The organism is Ruegeria sp. BB5, assembly GCF_056539405.1.
On sequence record NZ_JBQFUX010000002.1, the window covers coordinates 356,360 to 372,903 of the forward strand.

Consider the following 16,544-nt stretch of genomic DNA (forward strand, 5'->3'; position numbering starts at 1 on the left):
AATCGCACGAGCCGCACGTAAAGGGAAGGTGCAGCAAGGTTCGATCTGCAAATTTTTTGACCAAATGGACAAAAATAGGCATTTTCTTGCGAATAATTCGCAATAGCGTTGACTTAGTTGCGAATGGTTCGCATATTCATTCTCAACAGGACACCAAATTGGGATCTGACTATGATTCGTCGCAGCTTTCTTGCAGCGCTGGCATTTGCGGCTGCTTTGCCTCTGACGGCTTGGGCCGAGACACCACTGGCCGAGACACCACTGGCCGAGACACCACTGAAAGTGGTCGCAACCACTGGTATGATTGCTGACGCCGCGCGTCAGGTGGGCGGAGACCAGGTCGAGGTGAAGGGCCTGATGGGTCCAGGAGTCGATCCGCATGCCTATCGCCAGACCCGCAGCGATATCGTTGCGATGACCCGTGCGGACCTGATCCTGTGGCACGGTCTGTATCTGGAAGCGCAGATGGAAGATTTCTTCCATGACCTCGGCCGCAAACGCACTGTGGTGGCCGTGGCTGAAGGGATCGACAAGTCCAAACTGCGTGGGCATGACGATTATGCCGACAAATACGACCCGCATGTGTGGATGAGCCCGACCCTGTGGCGTGATGTGGTGGTTGAGGTGCAAGAGGCCCTGACCGCAGCGCGCCCCGAAGCGGCGGATATTTTTGCCGCTAATGCGGAAGCGCATTTGGCCGAGCTTGATGCGCTGACCACCTATGCCAATCAGGCGCTTGCAGCTGTTCCCGAAAACAACCGCGTGCTGGTCACCGCGCATGACGCCTTTGGCTATTTCGGCGCGGCTTACGGCTATAAGGTGATGGGCATTCAGGGCATCTCGACCCAATCTGAGGCCGGGCTGAACCGGATCGGAGAGCTGGTGGATACGTTGGTCGATCAACAGCTGACGGCGGTGTTCGTTGAAAGCTCGGTCTCTGACCGGTCGATGCGGGCGCTGATCGAAGGAGCTGCTGCCAAAGATCACGACGTGGGTGTGGGCGGCGAGCTGTATTCCGACGCCATGGGAGAGCCTGGCACGTATGAAGGCACTTATGTTGGCATGTTGGATCACAACATCACTGTCATCGCCGGGGCGCTGGGCGCGGATGTGCCTGATCGGGGTATGAACGGCAAACTATCGGCGGGGTTTTGAATGATGCTGGAACTGGCCGCTGATCAGGGTGTTTCAATTACCGGGCACAGTTTGGACGAGAGCCCTCTGGCCATTCGTGGATTGACCGTTTCCTATGGCCAGAAACCTGCGGTGTTCTCGGTGGATATGACCGTGCAGACCGGTGCGATGACGGCGATCATCGGACCTAATGGCGCGGGGAAATCGACCCTTCTCAAAGCCGCATTGGGGATCGTATCGCCGCTCTCCGGGCAGGTCACTGTCTTTGGCAAACCGCTGGAGCAGCAGCGTGCCCGCATTGCCTATGTCCCGCAGCGCGCCAGTGTGGACTGGGATTTCCCGACTCGCGTGATCGACGTGGTGCTGATGGGCCTGTCGCGGCAGTTGGGCCTGTTGGGCCGCATTCGAGCCCGACATATGTCGCGGGCCATGGATTGCCTGAACCGGGTCGGCATGCGCGACTTCGCGGATCGTCAGATTGGCCAGCTTTCCGGCGGTCAGCAGCAACGGGTATTTCTAGCCCGCGCATTGGCGCAAGAGGCTGATCTTTACCTGTTGGACGAACCTTTTGCCGGGGTCGATGCGGCCACAGAAAAGGCCATCATCGCGGTTTTGAAATCGCTGAAAGAGGCGGGCAAGACCGTCGTTGTCGTGCATCACGATCTGGCCACCGTTACCGATTATTTCGACCACGTCTTCCTGATCAACACCCGTAAGGTGGCCGAGGGAACAGTGGCCGAGGCCTTTGCCGCCGAAACCCTGCAATCGGCCTATGGGGGCCGTCTGGCCACCGCGCAGATCGACCAGATCTCACGCGCGCTGGGGTAAATCATGCTTTGGGATGCTCTGAGCCTGCAGCTTGGCTATAACGCCACGCTGGTTGCTATTGGTGCGACCTTGCTGGGCGTATCCGCCGGGGTGACCGGCACTTTCCTGTTTCTGCGCAAACGCGCGCTGGTCAGCGATGCGATCAGCCATGCGACCTTGCCCGGCGTGTGCCTGGCCTTCATGGTGCTGATAGCTTTTGGCGGCGATGGACGCAATCTGATCGGTCTGCTTGCCGGATCGGCGATCTCGGCCTGGATTGGTCTGCTGTGTATGAATTGGCTGACCCGGCGCACGCGGCTGGCCGAAGATGCAGCTATTGGGGCGGTGCTGTCCGTTTTCTTCGGATTTGGCATCGTACTGCTGACTGTGATTCAAACCATGGGCGTTGGTCGTCAGGCGGGGCTCGAAGGGTTCTTGCTGGGCTCCACTGCCGGGATGTTGTGGGCGGATGCGCTGATCATTGCGATTGGCGGGGCAGCGACGCTTGTTCTGGTGATGATCATCCGCCGTCCGATGACCATGGTGGCGTTTGACCCGGAATATGCCGCCGCACGGGGTCTGCCGGTGCATCGGATTGATCTGGCGATGATGGGATTGGTGATGGCCGTCACCGTTGTCGGGCTGAAGATCGTCGGGCTGATCCTGATTGTGGCATTGCTGATCATACCGCCCGTGACTGCGCGGTTCTGGACCGACCGCTCGGACCGAGTTGTTTTGCTCGCTGGTTTGGCGGGTGGGTTGGCCGGGTATCTGGGCGCGGCCCTGTCGGCCTCGGCGCCGAACCTGCCGACCGGTCCGATCATCGTGCTGGTCAGTTTTGGCTTTTTCGCGCTGTCCCTACTGTTTGCACCTGTTCGCGGTGTTCTGGCGGCGGTGTTGCAACATCTGAGATTCCAGCGCCGAGTGCATATTCGGCAAGGTTTGCTGGCGCTGGCACAAGGCCAGAAAATCTATGAACCGCTGACTCTGCGCTTGTTGAAACGCGCTGGCTTTGCCCGCGCCGATGGCGTTGCTACCGAGGCTGGTAAAGCCCGTGCCGCCAAGGCGTTGCGCGACGAAAGACGGTGGGAATTCGTGCGCGCGGATCAGGCGCATGAGGCGACGGCGGCGCTTTATGACGGGCTGCGCGATATCGAAACGGTGCTGACCGGCGATCAGATCGCGGATATCGACCGCCTGATCGGTGGCCCGCAGGAGGTCCAGCCATGAGCGGTGAAGAATTTGTCCCCCTGTCCCTGACGCCTCTGTTGATCGGGATCTTCGCCGCCATCGCCTGCGCCCTACCGGGGAATTTTCTTGTACTTCGCAAACAAGCCCTAATTGGGGACGCAATCAGCCACGTGGTGCTGCCCGGCATCGTTGTGGCCTTTCTGCTGACCGGAGCGATCTCGACCTGGCCCATGATGCTGGGCGCGGCGGGTGCAGCCATTGTTGCCGTTGTGATGATCGAGGCGATCCGGCGGCTGGGCCAGATTGAACCCGGTGCTGCGATGGGCGTGGTTTTCACCACCATGTTCGCAGGCGGTGTGCTGCTGCTGGAGCAGACCGATACCTCGACCGTGCATCTGGACGTGGAACATGCGCTGTATGGCAATCTGGAAAGTCTGATCTGGCTGGATGCTGTGGGCTGGTCATCGTTGTTGGACCTGACGGCTTTGGCCGGGCTGCCGCCGGAGCTGCCGCGGATTGCGCTGACGCTGGTCGGGGTGGTCCTGTTCATCTGGCTGTTCTGGCGTCCGTTGAAAATTTCGACCTTCGACGAAGGCTTCGCACGCACCATCGGCATTCGCACCGGCGCGCTGGGTATGGCGTTGGTGATCGTGGCTGCAATATCGGCCGTGGCCGCGTTTGATGCAGTGGGGTCAATTATCGTGATCGCCATGTTCATTTGCCCCCCGGCGGCGGCGCGGATGATGACAAATCGGCTGGAAACCCAAATCGCCTGGAGCGTCATTTTCGCCAGCGTGTCGGCAATATCGGGCTATGTGCTGGCGGGCTACGGGCCGCTTTGGTTGGGCGGTACGGATGCGGTCAGCGCGGCGGGGATGATCGCAACCATGTCCGGCCTGATCCTGGCCTGCGCCGCATTGTGGGGCCCGTGCCGCTCCCGCGCCGGAGCGCCCCAAGCCACTTGACACGGCGCTTTCCCGCTGTTGGTCAATGCGAAGGGTCGGCTGAAATTCGCCCAGACGCCCAGCGAGGACAGAGTTAATGATTGTCGCGCCGCGTTTCGTGTTAGGCCCGCCGCAATAAATTTCTGAATGACCACCACTCACTTGGATCGTTCGGACAATCGTAGCAAGGTTTGCCGTCTGTTGACATCGGCACAGCGCGATTGTTCGAACGCCCCCTCCCTCCTAAAAATAGGACTGCCAAATCAGTGGCAGAATCGTGCGCGCATATGCTAGGTCTGGTGGTATGGTGCAGGCAAACCCCAATATCAGCGAAATCCGCCCCGTAATCCGTCAACTTGACGATGCCGCAATCAACCGCATCGCTGCGGGTGAGGTGGTGGAACGTCCCTCCTCGGCTGTCAAAGAACTGGTGGAAAACGCCATCGACGCCGGATCGACCCGGATCGCCATCGATATCGCTGATGGTGGCAAGACGTTGATTCGCGTCACGGATGATGGGTGCGGGATTTCGGCGGACGATCTGCCACTGGCCCTTTCGCGCCACGCGACATCCAAGATCGACGGGTCGGATCTGCTGAACATTCACACGTTCGGCTTCCGGGGCGAGGCGCTGCCGTCGCTGGGTGCGGTTGGGCGGCTGAACATAACCAGTCGGGTGCCGGGGTCAGATGCGGCCCAGATATCTGTATCTGGTGGCAAGATGGAGGCGGTGAAACCCGCCGCCTTGCGTGCAGGCACGGTGGTCGAGCTGAGGGATCTGTTCTTTGCCACGCCCGCTCGGCTGAAATTCATGCGCACCGACCGGGCCGAGGCGCAGGCGATCACTGATACGGTCAAACGTCTGGCCATGGCCGAGCCCGCCATCACTTTTACGCTGCGCGATGTCTCGGGCGGGGGTGAAGGTCGCGTGACCTTTCGCGCTGATCGCGAAAATGGCGATCTGTTCGATGCGTTGCACGCCCGTCTGGCCCGCGTGATCGGGCGCGAGTTTGCCGAGAACGCATTGCAGATCGATGCGACTCGTGAGGGTATTCGCTTGTATGGCTATGCTGCCTTGCCGACCTATTCGCGTGGCGCAGCAGTGGCGCAGTATCTCTTCGTCAACGGCCGTCCCGTGCGCGACAAGATGTTGACCGGTGCGTTGCGGGCGGCCTATTTCGACTTTCTCAGCCGCGACCGGCATCCGGCGGCGGCGCTGTTCATCGACTGCGACCCGATGCTGGTGGATGTAAATGTTCACCCGGCAAAGTCTGAGGTTCGGTTCCGCGATCCCGGCGTGGCGCGGGGGCTGATCGTCTCGGCCTTGCGGCATGCGTTGGCCGAGGCGGGGCACCGAGCGTCCTCGACCGTGGCAAATGCAACGCTGGGCGCGATGCGGCCCGAACCGGCACAGCCCACTCCCGCCCGGGTGTATCAGATGGATCGTCCTTCGCCCGCAGCCCGGCAGGCCGCGTTTCACGCGCAGGCGCCGGGTTTTGCCGAACTGTCCCGCGATTATAGCGGTAGCATCGTGGAGGCGGCTCCGCCAGTTTCGACCACAGCAGAAGAGCCCCCGATGCAGGACCTGCCCTTGGGTGCGGCGCGCGGGCAAGTACATGAGAACTACATCATTGCCCAGACCGCTGATGGTATGGTGATCGTCGATCAGCACGCCGCGCATGAACGGCTGGTTTATGAAAAGCTAAAAACCCAGATGACCGAAAACGGCGTCGCCGCGCAGGCATTACTAATCCCGGAAATCGTCGAGCTGTCCGAAGGCGACTGCGCGCGTCTGATGGCTGTTGCGGATGACCTGTCGCGACTTGGGCTGACGTTGGAACCCTTTGGCGGCGGCGCCATCGCCGTGCGCGAAACACCTGCCATTCTGGGCGAAGTGGATGCCCGTGCAATGATCCTGGATATTCTGGATGAACTGGCCGATCAGGGCGAAAGCCAAACGGTGCAGGCGCGGATCGAAGCAATCCTCAGCCGGGTGGCCTGTCATGGCTCGGTCCGGTCTGGCCGCCGGATGCGGGCCGAGGAAATGAATGCCCTGCTGCGCGAGATGGAGGCGACTCCCCATTCCGGCCAGTGCAATCACGGGCGACCCACTTATGTGGAACTGAAGCTGAGCGACATCGAACGCCTGTTCGGGCGCAGTTGATCCCGGCGCTTCGCCGGGCTATGAAGAATAAAACAAGAACATCCGAGGCGACATGATCGAGATTGCTGGCACAGAAATGGCTTTGAACGACCCTGTGGTGCTGATCGCGGGTGGAGTGGTGGCATTGATTCTGCTGCTGCTATTCCTGTCCTTGCGGGCAGCCAATCGTTCCGCCCGAATGGCAGAACCGCTGGTGCGGCAGATGGCGCATTTGGGTCAACACGTGCAGCAACTGGGGCAGGGCCAGGAACAGTTGCGCGGAGGGTTGCAGCATGTCTCAGACACGCAAGCCAATGCGCAGGTTCAGGTGATACAGACAGTTGAATCCCGCCTGTCCTCGGTACAGCAGCAAATGAATGACCGGTTGGCAGACAATGCGATGAAATCCGCTCGGGCTTTGGCCGAGATGCAGGAGCGAATGAAGGAATCGCTGCATGGCTCGTCGAAACAGACCGCGACGTCTCTGACACAATTGCAGGAGCGTCTAGCCGCCATCGACAAGGCGCAGGACAATATCACCAAGCTGTCGGGCGATGTGCTGTCGTTGCAGGATATCTTGTCGAACAAGCAGACACGCGGCGCGTTTGGGGAAATTCAGTTGAACGATATCGTCTCCAAGGCTTTGCCGTCGGACAGCTTCCAATTGCAGGCGACTTTGTCGAACGGGCGCCGGGCGGACTGCCTGATCCACCTGCCAAACCCGCCGGGGCCGATTGTGATCGACAGCAAATTCCCGTTAGAGGCTTATGAAGCGCTGATCGGATCGACCAATGACGCCGAGCTTAAAGCAGCCGTGCAGATGTTTCGCAGCACGGTGCGCAAACACATCAACGACATTGCCGAAAAGTACATTCTGGACGGCGAAACCGCCGATGGTGCGCTGATGTTCCTGCCGTCCGAGGCGGTCTATGCCGAACTGCACGCCAAATTCCCAGAACTTGTGCAGGAGAGTTTCAGCAAACGCGTCTGGATCGTTTCCCCCACCACCTGCATGGCGACGCTGAACACGATGCGGGCGATCCTGAAGGACGCGCGTATGCGAGAACAGGCGGGGGCAATCCGCAAGGAACTTGGCCTGTTGCACAAGGATGTGGAGCGTTTGGGGGATCGGGTTTCGAACCTCGACCGCCATTTCGGTCAGGCAGCCAAGGATATCTCGGAAATCAAGATCAGCGCCGAAAAAGCCGGGCGTCGGGCACAGCGGTTGGACAACTTCGATTTCGAAGAGCTTGCCCCGGACGACCACAATAATGTGGTACCGCTGGGCAAATCCGAAGGCTAGGCTTTACTGGATCGACAAATCCAGATTGTAGCCGACTGTCTTATCAGTATCCCGATCATTGCCCATCAGATAGACGCGGATCGTATAATCTCCGTCTTCGGGCAAGTCGATGCGCGCGGTGTTGCCATCGATAGAGCCGTTGTAGATCGCAACGCCGTCACTGCCGGGTGGCAGGATGTTGAAGTAAATCACGCCATTGCCATTGGTGTCGCTGACCTTGAGATCGGCGAACATTTCCTGACCAGCCTGCGCGCCCAACATGTAATCGAAATACTCGTTGCCGGTAATTGCCCCATTCACCATCGTGCCGAAATTGCCGGGCTCGAATTTTACTTCTGCTGCACGCTGCGCCCAGGCCGTGCTGGTAAGGCTTGCGATCAATGCAGTCAGTATCAGATGATTTCTCATGAAAAGTCTCCCGAACCTATTGAAGGGTCAGTGTAGCACGAGCCACCCCAGTGTTTCAGATTCGCAAGAATGGTTGGAACAGGCGCGGCATCAACTTGGTAAACTTCAAGGGCGCGTCAGTCACGGCCAGACAGATGCAATCCTCTGAGATATCGGCCGTCGGCGTGTGGTGCAGGCTTTCATCCGCAATCTCAACATCTCCACGACCGAAATGGTCGACCTCATCCGAGAACGCACCTTGCAGAACCATCGTCAGTTCCATGCCGTTATGGCTGTGATCGGGCACGGCCGCACCGGCCGGAATGAACAGCAGGCGGGCGGTGGCCTCGCTCGTGGTGGGTAGGATCGCCTGTTTTACACCCATGCCGATGGATCGCCATTTGATGTCATTCACATCGCCGCCGACATAATCCTGCAAGGGTGCGGGCAGAACCGTGCATCCCGGACGTGCGGGTTTTGCAATCGGGGCTCCCTGAGCGATCAGTGCCATGGTTGCGGCTAGAGACCCATCGCTCATGCTGGTAGGGCTGTCCTGCTCTTGCAGAACACATCCGCCCACAGCGTCAAAGCTTTCGGCCCGGGCGCGGCAGTGGTCACACAGGGACAGGTGTGTTGCCACCATGAGGTCGAACGCTTCGGGAAGGTTGCCCGCGGCGTAGGCCATCAACAGATCGTCTGTCAGGTGATGTTTGATATCGTTGCTCATCTTCGTCATCTCAATTCATCGCATGGCGCAAGCGGTCCAGCGCCAGCCGTATCCGTGATTTGATCGTACCCAAGGGCAACCCGGTCTGAGATGCGATTTCTCGATGGCTCAGATCACCAAAATAGGCCTGTTCGATCAGTTGTCTTTGCGCCTCGGGCAACGCCGCCATGGCATCGCGCAGCTGCGCGGTTTCCTGTTGCAACGCGACCACGTCGTCCTGATCTGGTTCCGCCTCAGGCCCCCACCACAGATCCTCGGGTTCGGGTCGGCGTTGTTTGCGCAGGACATCGATGCGCTTGTTCCTTGCGATCGTGAAGACCCATGTGGCCACGGTCGCACGAGTGGGATCGAACAGATGCGCCTTATGCCATAAGGTCGCCATCACCTCTTGCGCGCATTCCTCGGCCATCGCGGCGTCGGACCCCGACTTAATCAGGAACGCCTTAATGCGAGGCGCGAAGTGCTGGAACAATTCGGCAAAGGCCGCCTGATCCTTCGCGTCCCGAATGCGCCTGACGTGGCTCACCCACTCAGTTCTGGTGTCGCAACTGCCATCCGCTTTGTTCACCGGCTTGCCCCTGATGCGTTTGCTTGCGCGCCAAGGTTTCAGTGCTGGCCTTTCGGCCGCCGGTTCATCCAAGGTCACGGTATCGATCTCGGTAAACATAATCACATTACGCGGCCCAGCCCAAGACGGATCACTTTATTTGCTGTTTTTGATCCGGGTCGCGTCAAATATCGTACTATCTGATAGAAACACATGAGGAAAAGAATGCCGCCGGAACGGTTTGCACGGAGATCGGAGAAAACTGCGTGAACACGGTCGACCATATTGCAGGCCATACCTTTCACGGGCGCAAGGGCGCAATCCAGAACGCTTTTCGCTATTCCGTCGACTACATCTTGCTGGATCCGGAAAGCCATCCGGCCACTCCGGCGCTGTTTTCCCTGAACCGGACGAATGTCACCAACTGGCGGGAGCGCGACCATGGGGGTGAGCCAGGGCAGGGGCGCGGTGCGGCCTGGCTGCGGGAGCAGTTTGACCAGATGGGCGTGACCCAACCGGATCACGTGACATTGCTGACCCAGCCGCGAGTGTTCGGCCATGTGTTCAATCCGGTCAGCTTCTGGTTTTGCTTTGATGTTGACGGCCAGCTTTACGCCGTGGTGGCCGAGGTCACAAACACCTATGGCACGCGCCACAGCTATCTGTGCCACACCCCCAACTTTGCCCCGATCCGACCCTCGGACCGGATCGTGGCGGACAAGCTGATGCATGTCTCGCCGTTTCAAAAGGTCGAAGGGTCTTATACCTTCCGGTTTGACTATCGCCCGGACCGAGTGGGTGTCTGGATCGATTACGGGCGCGACGATGGTGGACTGATTGCAACCCTGACCGGACGGCGGGCTCCGCTGACCAATCGCACGATCCTGTGGTCTTTGCTGCGCCGACCTTTTGGTGCGCGCCGCGCGTTTTTCCTGATCCTGTGGCAGGCGGTGAAGTTGAAGGCGAAAAAGGCCCGGTTCCGCCCGTTTCGTACAGCCCCCATTCCCGACCACCCGGTTTCCCGCATTCGCGAGCCTTAAGCTGGCATAGTTTGCGTAAGATCAAAGACTCAGGCGCCGTGGGGTGGTTGTGCTAGGATGAAACCGCGAACACGAGGAGTTGGGTTATGTTGGAAATCTCGGCAAGAAAAATCGCTCAGGTCGCCATGATGGGGCGCGAACTGAACCGCGCCGAGGGCGAACTGCGCGCCTTTATCGACCGTATGGGTGAGGACGAGCAGGCCGAGCTGGTTGCTGTCATGTGGATCGGACGCGAAAGCTTTTTCGCCGAGGATCTGGCCGAAGCCATCGCAACCGCAAAATCCGAGGCCTCGACCCCCTGCGCCGATTATCTGATCGGCACACCACACCTATCAGATCACCTAGAAAACGGTCTGGATGCGCTGGGGATTTCAGCCGAGGACGTGGAAAACGATCTGATGTAGGCCGGTTTGAACGAAGCGCCTTTTCCCCATGCCTGGTGGTCATCAAATCCGACCGCCAATTCGGCGGCGCAAAGAACAGTTGCAGCAGGGCCGTAAACCGGTGGATGCTCGAACCATGCGACTCGATTGGCGTATTCTAGTGGGACTTGTGTTTGCCGTGGCCAGCATGGCCGCTCCGCGCGTTTCGAACGCCTGTTCGGTTTGTACAACATTGCCGGAATACTCTCTTGCAGACCGTATTCTGTCTGCGCGTGTGATTGTTCTGGCTGCGCCGTCGCCGACCAATCCCTTTAAGTACGCCTCGGTTTCCGTGCTGAAAGGCGCGCCCGCGCAGCTAGAGACCCTGCCGGATATCCCATTCCTGGTTGACAGCGTGACGCGATCAGCCTTCCGCGTCGACCCTGAAAGAGTTGTTTTGATGATCTACGGCAGCGGATCTGTGGACAAGTCAGGCCGCAGCTTCGCAAGCGCCTGGTCCAAAGGTTTCCTGATGACGCAAGAGCGGGCAGCTTTTCTGGAAGGGGTGCGTTTTCAGGGTAAACACTGGATCGTCGGAAAGACGGCTAACCCTGCACGCGTCACTTTTTTTAGCCAATATCTGACGCATGAAGACAGGCTGTTGCGCAATGCCGCGCTTGCAGAGGTTCATCGCGCACCGTATCCGACTGCCCGACAGGTGCGGGACGTTGTGACAACCGCGTCTTTGTTGCAGGAGTTGCGCGATGTAAATCGCCTTGCTTATGCGCCGGCTGTCATTCGATTGTTGGGTATGCAATCCGATCCTGCCGCGCAGGCATTCGTTCGACAGCGGTATCAGCCCGCGTTGCGTGCCGGTGACCGGAACATAGCGGATTGGGCGCTGGCCGGGATCGAGGTGGACGGCGCAGACGCAGTAGAAGCGATTGGGCAGGCGTTAGCGCAGGCGAACTGGTCGCCAGAAGATAAGCAGAAGCTGATTCAGGTTCTTGCCGTTGGCGGTTCCACATGGCCGGAATTGCAAGAACAAATACTGGAGATTTACAAGCTTGAGCTTGAACGCAGCGCGGAACTGGCAGGCTGGATCGCCTTGTCTGTACGGACATGGGAAACGGATGCATTGACGGCGTCGTTCAAACAAGTTTTGGCGCGTGAAGACCTTGATGCCGCGGTTTTGTTTCTGGTTCAAAACGCGCTGGATATTAGTGATTTTGATTAAATTATTTTATTTCAGATGATTACACCTGACCGTGCCATGTTGTCGGCGTCTGGTCCTGCGAAGATTAAGCGGATTTAATCCAACCCTCCGACGCTTTTAACCCCGAACCCTTTTCTCTGTTTCAACGACAAACGCAATTCAGAGTTAAAGGAGAAAGTCATGGGATACGCACAAACAGTTACGCCGCAAAAGGGGCTCTTCTTCGGTCTGTTCTCGAATTACGCCGAAGCACGGGTCGAACATTTTCGCCGCGATATCTTTGCCAAATCCGTTCGGGCACTGGAAAACCTCAGTGATCGTCAATTGGCAGACATCGGCATCCCACGCAGTGAGATCAAGCAACGCGCCTATGAGAGCGTTTATCACAAGAAGCCTTACTCGGGCACCGCACACTGATCCACGGGCCGCGCCGAATACCGTAAAATACTTGGAGGAGAAAATGTTTGATTTTAACCCAAATCGCGACCAGTCGATAAATGCCAGTTCCGTGTTGTTGTTCGACCGGGCGATGCGGTTGCAGGCGATCAGTTCCAGCATCGTACGCGCCGCACAAGATCTGAACCGATTGAACGATTCCGAACTCGCCGAACTGGGCATCAACCGCAGTGATATCGAAACCGTAATCGATCGCTATATCTAACGGATCACCTAGCAAGACAAACCAAATGCCATTCCGATATTTCGGGATGGCTTTTTTTAACCTTTAAGCGGCCCATTCTCGAACGGGCGGTGTCAGCCATTCATTTCAACTGGTCTACGATCTGAAGATGCTGAGCCAGCGTGTCGATTTCGGCCATCCAGTCCTGTACCAGTTTCGGGTCACTGGGGGCGGCGTGGACGCCGGCTGGGATGGAGCGGTTCAGGACCGCCTCGACCGCAAGCGACACCGGGATCGACACCAGTCGCGCCATGGCGGTGCCACGCGCGTCACCCCAGGCGTCCATCACATAGGTCTTGTGCCAGACCGGGATGCCGTCTTTTTCCGCCTTCAGCCCGACGCACAGGACCACGCGGTCGGGTTCGCCCGCGTCATAGGCGTTTTCTTCCCAGAACTGGTCTGACATCTCTTTCAAGCGCGCGTCACCTTCGGGGCCGGACAGGGTTTCGATTTCGCGGAATACATCAGACCACGCATCGGCCCAGCCGTTCAGGCGCAGGGTGCCGCGGACAAATTCCTTGACCGGCCAGTGCTTTTCAAAGTGGTACTGCTCCATGAACGGGATCGAGTCGCGGTTGGGGTAGACCTCAAAGCTTTCGGGCGTCGGCAGCGGCGCGATATAGCTGGTGATTGCGTCCCAGGGGCGGGCCACGTCCAGCGGGGCGTAATCGCGGATCGACTTGGACGGCGAACGCAGCGCCTTGAGCACACCCAGCGGCGACCAGCTGAATTTATAACGAAACGGGTTGGGATTCTTCGGAATTCCACCGCAATACGAAATGAAGCTCAGGTGGTTCTGGGCATCGAACGCATCCGAGGCGCGGTAGTCATCGACCAGTGAATGCGCCATCAGGTGGTCTATGCCTGGGTCCAGCCCGACTTCATTCACCAGTGCCACACCGGCTTCGCGGGCCTTGTCGTCCAGCGCACGCATCTCGGGCGCGATATAAGACGAGGAGACGAAATTGGCCTGTTTCGCGATGGCCAGTTCGGCCAGCGGCACGTGCCAGTCACCCGGCAGCATCGAGACGATCACGTCGCCTTTTTTCAGCACCGCACCCAGCGCATCGATGTCAAAGGCGTGGATGTCGTCGGTCAGGTCACCGACCTCGGCTTTGGCTTTTTCGATGGTCCGGTTCCAGACGGTGACCTTGTGCCCGCCTTCAATTAGGCGGCGCAGGCCGGGGATGGCCGACAGGCCGGTGCCACACCAATGAATCGTCATCGCTCAGAATCCTTCGATATGAGTGTTATAGGTCGCCGCCGCCCGGCCCCAGACACCGGCGTTCAGATTGGTCAGGGTCAGCAACGAAGGCAGCAATTGCGCGGCAAAATCTTGCGAGCTTTCGACCGGCAGCATTGACGGAAGGTTGTCGATGGCCATCACGTCCATCACCGGATCAGTCGCCACACGCAGGGCAGGGGCGTCCCAGGAGGTTGCACGGTCATAAACGGGCACCGGGTTGTAATCGCTATCGGGGTCGCAGGCCACGTCGCCAATAGCGGTCAGCTTGCGCGGCGCGGTCAAAGCCTCACGCGGTACAAAGACCGGGGTGCCGGGGCGCGCAAAGATGCAGTTCAGGAACAGATTGTGGTCAAGGATTTCCGGGAACGGTCCGCCGCTAGACGTTTCGGCCATGTCCCATTTGGTAACGCTGATCCCCATGGCCTCGCATAAGTCTGCAGCCCCGGTGCCCACTCGGCCCAGAGCGCCAATGACAATGGCGCGGGGGCGAGTTGCGCCCGTTGCATCCAATTCAGTCAGCAACTCCGCGTTCAGCGCGTCTTTGCTGGCATACACACCGACCGGCGGGCATTGCTGACCTCGTTGCTGCGCTGCCCAAGTCTTGAGCGTCACTGCAGCGCCCGCATATCCAGCCCAATAGCCGAAGGCGGCGACGCGGCGGCCGGCTTCGCTCACCAGATATTCCAGATCATAGAGCGTTCCGCCGCCGGCCTTGAAACGCGCAAGCAGCGCACGGCCTGAATGCTGACCCTTATAGGCGTGGCCGAACATGATGTGGCGGTGGGGCAGGGGCGTACCGTCTTCGGGCAGTTCCTTGAGGCCGAAGATGATCGCATCCAGTGGTGCCCGGGGCCAGGAGTTTTCGGGCGCGATCTCGCATCCGACCTCTCTGTAGCCATCAATCGGGATTGCGCGCACGGAACTTTCCTCAACCGTTACGCGGATGCCGGCTGCGATCAGATCAGCGGCGCCTTCGGGGGTCAGCCCGACCCGTTCCTCATTCGGGCGCTGTTCTGCCCGGACCCAAAGATGTGTCATGCGTTATCCTTTTGTCAGAGCATTCCGGCGGCGCGCACCGCCTGAACCGAAGAACGTGCCTCCATCGCCGCGCGGAAGGTCAGAATTTTGGGAAAGGCCGAGACGTCGACGCCGTCGACTTCCAGCCAACTGCAAACCACATAGAGATAAGCATCTGCCAGCGAGACGGCCTCGCCCAATACAAACGGCCCGCGCAACCCGTTGGAGGAGATATAGTCGCAGGACGCGGTCATCGTCTGTGGAACCTTGTCCGTCATGTCTTTCCAGCTGGATATCTTGTCGGCCCAGCGGGCGCCGCGCAATTTGTGCGCGTGGTTCACATGCATGGTCGAGGCCAGGTAATACATCACCTCGCGCATCCGGGCGGCTATGACCGGATCTTTGGGCACCAATTCGGCTTCGGGCGCCTTGGCCGCGATATATTCCAGCAGAGCGCCGGTTTCGGTCAGGATACCGCCATCGACCACCAGTGCCGGAACCCGGCCCTTGGGGTTGATTTGCTTATAAGCTGGTTTCGTTTGTTCTCCCCCAGCGAAATCCAGTTGGATCGCTTCATACTCTAGCCCGGCCTCTTCCAACGCAATGGCAACAGCGACCGAGATTGTGCGGGGGGCATAGTATAGCTGCATCATAATGGCCTCCGAGGTCAAAGGTGGGTTTGCGCGTATTGCCTGTCGGGCGAGTCCAGGTGCGGCACCGCATTGAACAGAACCGGGCTTAGCTGCGCGCCGATCGGGTGCAGGCGATGCAGCGACGTGTTCATGATGGCCAGCGCCACCCGTGCCATCGCCGGGATATCCAGACCCATCGCTTGCCGTACCACCATCGAAATCAACCCGCCCGAAGTCACAACGATGGCCGGCCCGCCCTCGGTTCCAATCTCGCGCAAAGCGTCCGAGACACGGGTTTCGAACTCGGCAAAGGTTTCGGGCGTATCCGTGATCTCACCCCGGGCCCAGGCGGCAAAGGTGCGGGGCAGATGTTCGACAAAGCCCTCTCGGTCGGTGGGGATCGCCACGCCGTGCTGCTGTTCATATAGCTGCGCGATGGTGAAATACTCGATCTCATTCAGGCGTGCGTCCCGGATTGGGTCAGGCAAGCCCATGCTGGCCGCAGTTTCCACATGTCGCTGCAACGTGCCGCAATAGACCCGCGGGTAATGGGCGCGCGTATCCTGCAGGTGCGCCCCCAGCCAGCGGGCCTGCTGATGGCCCAGATCGCTGAGCCTGTCATAGCTTTCTTCATCCCGTGCGGTGGTGTTGGCCTGTCCGTGACGCACCAGTGTAATATGTGACATTGCAATTCCTCTTGGGCGAAGTCTTAGGGCAGGATTTGGATAGGGGCCAGAGGCGTTTGTCAGGGGGCGGGCAAAAACCGACCCTCGTCAAAGGTTTTGCGTGTTCGTTTTCAGACCCGCGATTTCGCGATGTGATTGTTGCCCAACGGAAAATAGTTTCCTATACGATACAAGGCCGCTGCATGCGGCTGTATACGCTTTGTATCGGCTATCATGGCAAATCCTGTTGACTCGCAATAGCGTCCCGGGAACCTTGGTGTTGATTGTAAAAGGGTTGCCATTGCAGACCGCACGGTGATCTTTCAAAACGGCATTCGAAAGGCCCGGATTATGAGCACCGAACCGAAACGCACTCCTCTCTACGATCTCCATGTTGAGTCGGGAGGCAAGCTGGTTGATTTTGCGGGTTGGGAGATGCCTGTTCAGTATCCGCTGGGGATTATGGGTGAGCATAAGCAGTGTCGTGAGAAGGCGGCGGTGTTT

18 protein-coding genes and 1 pseudogene are annotated in these 16,544 nt (G+C 59.0%); 12 read left to right on the top strand and 7 right to left on the bottom strand.

The window, feature by feature from the left end:
• Nucleotides 1-171 precede the first annotated feature (171 nt).
• The 6 genes from ACR0DL_RS09785 to ACR0DL_RS09810 all read left to right on the top strand — a co-directional run bounded on the left by ACR0DL_RS09785 (nt 172) and on the right by ACR0DL_RS09810 (nt 7,522).
• Entirely contained in the window at nt 172-1,155 is a 984-nt protein-coding gene (locus tag ACR0DL_RS09785) for a metal ABC transporter solute-binding protein, Zn/Mn family (protein ID WP_480688850.1), read from the top strand.
• A 3-nt stretch (nt 1,156-1,158) separates the two neighbouring features.
• Complete coding sequence (locus ACR0DL_RS09790; protein WP_480688874.1) at nt 1,159-1,962, top strand: metal ABC transporter ATP-binding protein; 804 nt, start codon at nt 1,159-1,161, stop codon at nt 1,960-1,962.
• Between the two features lie 3 nt (nt 1,963-1,965).
• Nucleotides 1,966-3,171 (top strand): metal ABC transporter permease, encoded by a 1,206-nt coding sequence (locus tag ACR0DL_RS09795; RefSeq protein WP_480688852.1) that lies wholly within the window; start codon nt 1,966-1,968, stop codon nt 3,169-3,171.
• Nucleotides 3,168-4,097 carry a metal ABC transporter permease gene (locus ACR0DL_RS09800; protein WP_480688854.1) on the top strand — a complete coding sequence of 310 codons (930 nt, stop codon included), beginning with the start codon at nt 3,168-3,170 and terminating at the stop codon, nt 4,095-4,097. The genes ACR0DL_RS09795 and ACR0DL_RS09800 overlap by 4 nt, the downstream gene beginning before the upstream one ends.
• A 283-nt stretch (nt 4,098-4,380) precedes the next feature.
• Nucleotides 4,381-6,240: a DNA mismatch repair endonuclease MutL gene (gene mutL, locus ACR0DL_RS09805; RefSeq protein ID WP_480688856.1), complete on the top strand. Its 1,860-nt coding sequence runs from the start codon at nt 4,381-4,383 to the stop codon at nt 6,238-6,240.
• A gap of 52 nt (nt 6,241-6,292) precedes the next feature.
• Nucleotides 6,293-7,522, top strand: a complete 1,230-nt coding sequence (locus ACR0DL_RS09810) for a DNA recombination protein RmuC (protein ID WP_170396503.1) — start codon at nt 6,293-6,295, stop codon at nt 7,520-7,522.
• 3 nt (nt 7,523-7,525) lie between these two features.
• On the opposite strand, the gene ACR0DL_RS09815 is transcribed toward ACR0DL_RS09810, so the two are convergent.
• Genes ACR0DL_RS09815 through ACR0DL_RS09825 form a run of 3 tightly spaced genes read right to left on the bottom strand, consistent with a single transcriptional unit; the run spans nt 7,526 to nt 9,303 of the window.
• Nucleotides 7,526-7,930, bottom strand: coding sequence for a hypothetical protein (locus ACR0DL_RS09815; RefSeq protein ID WP_425081390.1), 405 nt, complete (start codon nt 7,928-7,930; stop codon nt 7,526-7,528).
• Between the two features lie 55 nt (nt 7,931-7,985).
• Nucleotides 7,986-8,636, bottom strand: a complete 651-nt coding sequence (locus ACR0DL_RS09820; RefSeq protein WP_170376149.1) for a ChrR family anti-sigma-E factor — start codon at nt 8,634-8,636, stop codon at nt 7,986-7,988.
• A gap of 10 nt (nt 8,637-8,646) precedes the next feature.
• Nucleotides 8,647-9,303, bottom strand: coding sequence for a sigma-70 family RNA polymerase sigma factor (locus ACR0DL_RS09825; RefSeq protein ID WP_480688859.1), 657 nt, complete (start codon nt 9,301-9,303; stop codon nt 8,647-8,649).
• A gap of 146 nt (nt 9,304-9,449) precedes the next feature.
• On the opposite strand from ACR0DL_RS09825, the gene ACR0DL_RS09830 reads away from it, so the two are divergent.
• From ACR0DL_RS09830 to ACR0DL_RS09850, 5 genes are all read left to right on the top strand, one after another.
• Nucleotides 9,450-10,223, top strand: a complete 774-nt coding sequence (locus tag ACR0DL_RS09830; protein WP_170360677.1) for a DUF1365 domain-containing protein — start codon at nt 9,450-9,452, stop codon at nt 10,221-10,223.
• A gap of 86 nt (nt 10,224-10,309) precedes the next feature.
• A complete protein-coding gene (locus ACR0DL_RS09835) occupies nt 10,310-10,627 on the top strand; it encodes a DUF3775 domain-containing protein (protein WP_170326413.1) in 318 nt (105 codons plus the stop codon).
• A 115-nt stretch (nt 10,628-10,742) separates the two neighbouring features.
• Nucleotides 10,743-11,822 (top strand): hypothetical protein, encoded by a 1,080-nt coding sequence (locus ACR0DL_RS09840; protein WP_480688861.1) that lies wholly within the window; start codon nt 10,743-10,745, stop codon nt 11,820-11,822.
• A gap of 159 nt (nt 11,823-11,981) precedes the next feature.
• A complete protein-coding gene (locus ACR0DL_RS09845) occupies nt 11,982-12,218 on the top strand; it encodes a DUF1127 domain-containing protein (RefSeq protein ID WP_170349833.1) in 237 nt (78 codons plus the stop codon).
• A gap of 43 nt (nt 12,219-12,261) precedes the next feature.
• Nucleotides 12,262-12,462: a DUF1127 domain-containing protein gene (locus ACR0DL_RS09850; protein WP_170360670.1), complete on the top strand. Its 201-nt coding sequence runs from the start codon at nt 12,262-12,264 to the stop codon at nt 12,460-12,462.
• 100 nt (nt 12,463-12,562) lie between these two features.
• Here the strand turns inward: ACR0DL_RS09850 and ACR0DL_RS09855 are convergent, their stop codons facing one another.
• From ACR0DL_RS09855 to ACR0DL_RS09870, 4 genes are read right to left on the bottom strand one after another with little or no spacing between them, the layout of a single operon-like run.
• The gene (locus ACR0DL_RS09855; RefSeq protein WP_480688863.1) at nt 12,563-13,705 is read right to left on the bottom strand and encodes a saccharopine dehydrogenase family protein; all 1,143 of its coding nucleotides are present in this window, start codon (nt 13,703-13,705) and stop codon (nt 12,563-12,565) included.
• 3 nt (nt 13,706-13,708) lie between these two features.
• Nucleotides 13,709-14,764: a saccharopine dehydrogenase gene (locus tag ACR0DL_RS09860; RefSeq protein ID WP_480688865.1), complete on the bottom strand. Its 1,056-nt coding sequence runs from the start codon at nt 14,762-14,764 to the stop codon at nt 13,709-13,711.
• Nucleotides 14,765-14,778: 14 nt separating this feature from the next.
• Complete coding sequence (locus tag ACR0DL_RS09865; protein WP_480688876.1) at nt 14,779-15,393, bottom strand: glutathione S-transferase family protein; 615 nt, start codon at nt 15,391-15,393, stop codon at nt 14,779-14,781.
• A gap of 17 nt (nt 15,394-15,410) precedes the next feature.
• Nucleotides 15,411-16,061 carry a histidine phosphatase family protein gene (locus ACR0DL_RS09870; RefSeq protein WP_170360664.1) on the bottom strand — a complete coding sequence of 217 codons (651 nt, stop codon included), beginning with the start codon at nt 16,059-16,061 and terminating at the stop codon, nt 15,411-15,413.
• Nucleotides 16,062-16,391: 330 nt separating this feature from the next.
• Here ACR0DL_RS09870 and gcvT point away from each other — a divergent pair.
• Nucleotides 16,392-16,544 (top strand): annotated as a pseudogene (gene gcvT / locus ACR0DL_RS09875) (glycine cleavage system aminomethyltransferase GcvT); the annotation flags it as partial.

Bases quoted from the DNA above. Each gene is read 5' to 3' on its own strand.
- ACR0DL_RS09785 (WP_480688850.1), top strand. From the start codon at position 172: ATGATTCGTCGCAGCTTTCTTGCAGCGCTGGCATTTGCGGCTGCTTTG.
- ACR0DL_RS09790 (WP_480688874.1), top strand. From the start codon at position 1,159: ATGCTGGAACTGGCCGCTGATCAGGGTGTTTCAATTACCGGGCACAGT.
- ACR0DL_RS09795 (WP_480688852.1), top strand. From the start codon at position 1,966: ATGCTTTGGGATGCTCTGAGCCTGCAGCTTGGCTATAACGCCACGCTG.
- ACR0DL_RS09800 (WP_480688854.1), top strand. From the start codon at position 3,168: ATGAGCGGTGAAGAATTTGTCCCCCTGTCCCTGACGCCTCTGTTGATC.
- mutL (WP_480688856.1), top strand. From the start codon at position 4,381: ATGGTGCAGGCAAACCCCAATATCAGCGAAATCCGCCCCGTAATCCGT.
- ACR0DL_RS09810 (WP_170396503.1), top strand. From the start codon at position 6,293: ATGATCGAGATTGCTGGCACAGAAATGGCTTTGAACGACCCTGTGGTG.
- ACR0DL_RS09815 (WP_425081390.1), bottom strand. From the start codon at position 7,930: ATGAGAAATCATCTGATACTGACTGCATTGATCGCAAGCCTTACCAGC.
- ACR0DL_RS09820 (WP_170376149.1), bottom strand. From the start codon at position 8,636: ATGAGCAACGATATCAAACATCACCTGACAGACGATCTGTTGATGGCC.
- ACR0DL_RS09825 (WP_480688859.1), bottom strand. From the start codon at position 9,303: ATGTTTACCGAGATCGATACCGTGACCTTGGATGAACCGGCGGCCGAA.
- ACR0DL_RS09835 (WP_170326413.1), top strand. From the start codon at position 10,310: ATGTTGGAAATCTCGGCAAGAAAAATCGCTCAGGTCGCCATGATGGGG.
- ACR0DL_RS09840 (WP_480688861.1), top strand. From the start codon at position 10,743: ATGCGACTCGATTGGCGTATTCTAGTGGGACTTGTGTTTGCCGTGGCC.
- ACR0DL_RS09845 (WP_170349833.1), top strand. From the start codon at position 11,982: ATGGGATACGCACAAACAGTTACGCCGCAAAAGGGGCTCTTCTTCGGT.
- ACR0DL_RS09850 (WP_170360670.1), top strand. From the start codon at position 12,262: ATGTTTGATTTTAACCCAAATCGCGACCAGTCGATAAATGCCAGTTCC.
- ACR0DL_RS09855 (WP_480688863.1), bottom strand. From the start codon at position 13,705: ATGACGATTCATTGGTGTGGCACCGGCCTGTCGGCCATCCCCGGCCTG.
- ACR0DL_RS09860 (WP_480688865.1), bottom strand. From the start codon at position 14,764: ATGACACATCTTTGGGTCCGGGCAGAACAGCGCCCGAATGAGGAACGG.
- ACR0DL_RS09865 (WP_480688876.1), bottom strand. From the start codon at position 15,393: ATGCAGCTATACTATGCCCCCCGCACAATCTCGGTCGCTGTTGCCATT.
- ACR0DL_RS09870 (WP_170360664.1), bottom strand. From the start codon at position 16,061: ATGTCACATATTACACTGGTGCGTCACGGACAGGCCAACACCACCGCA.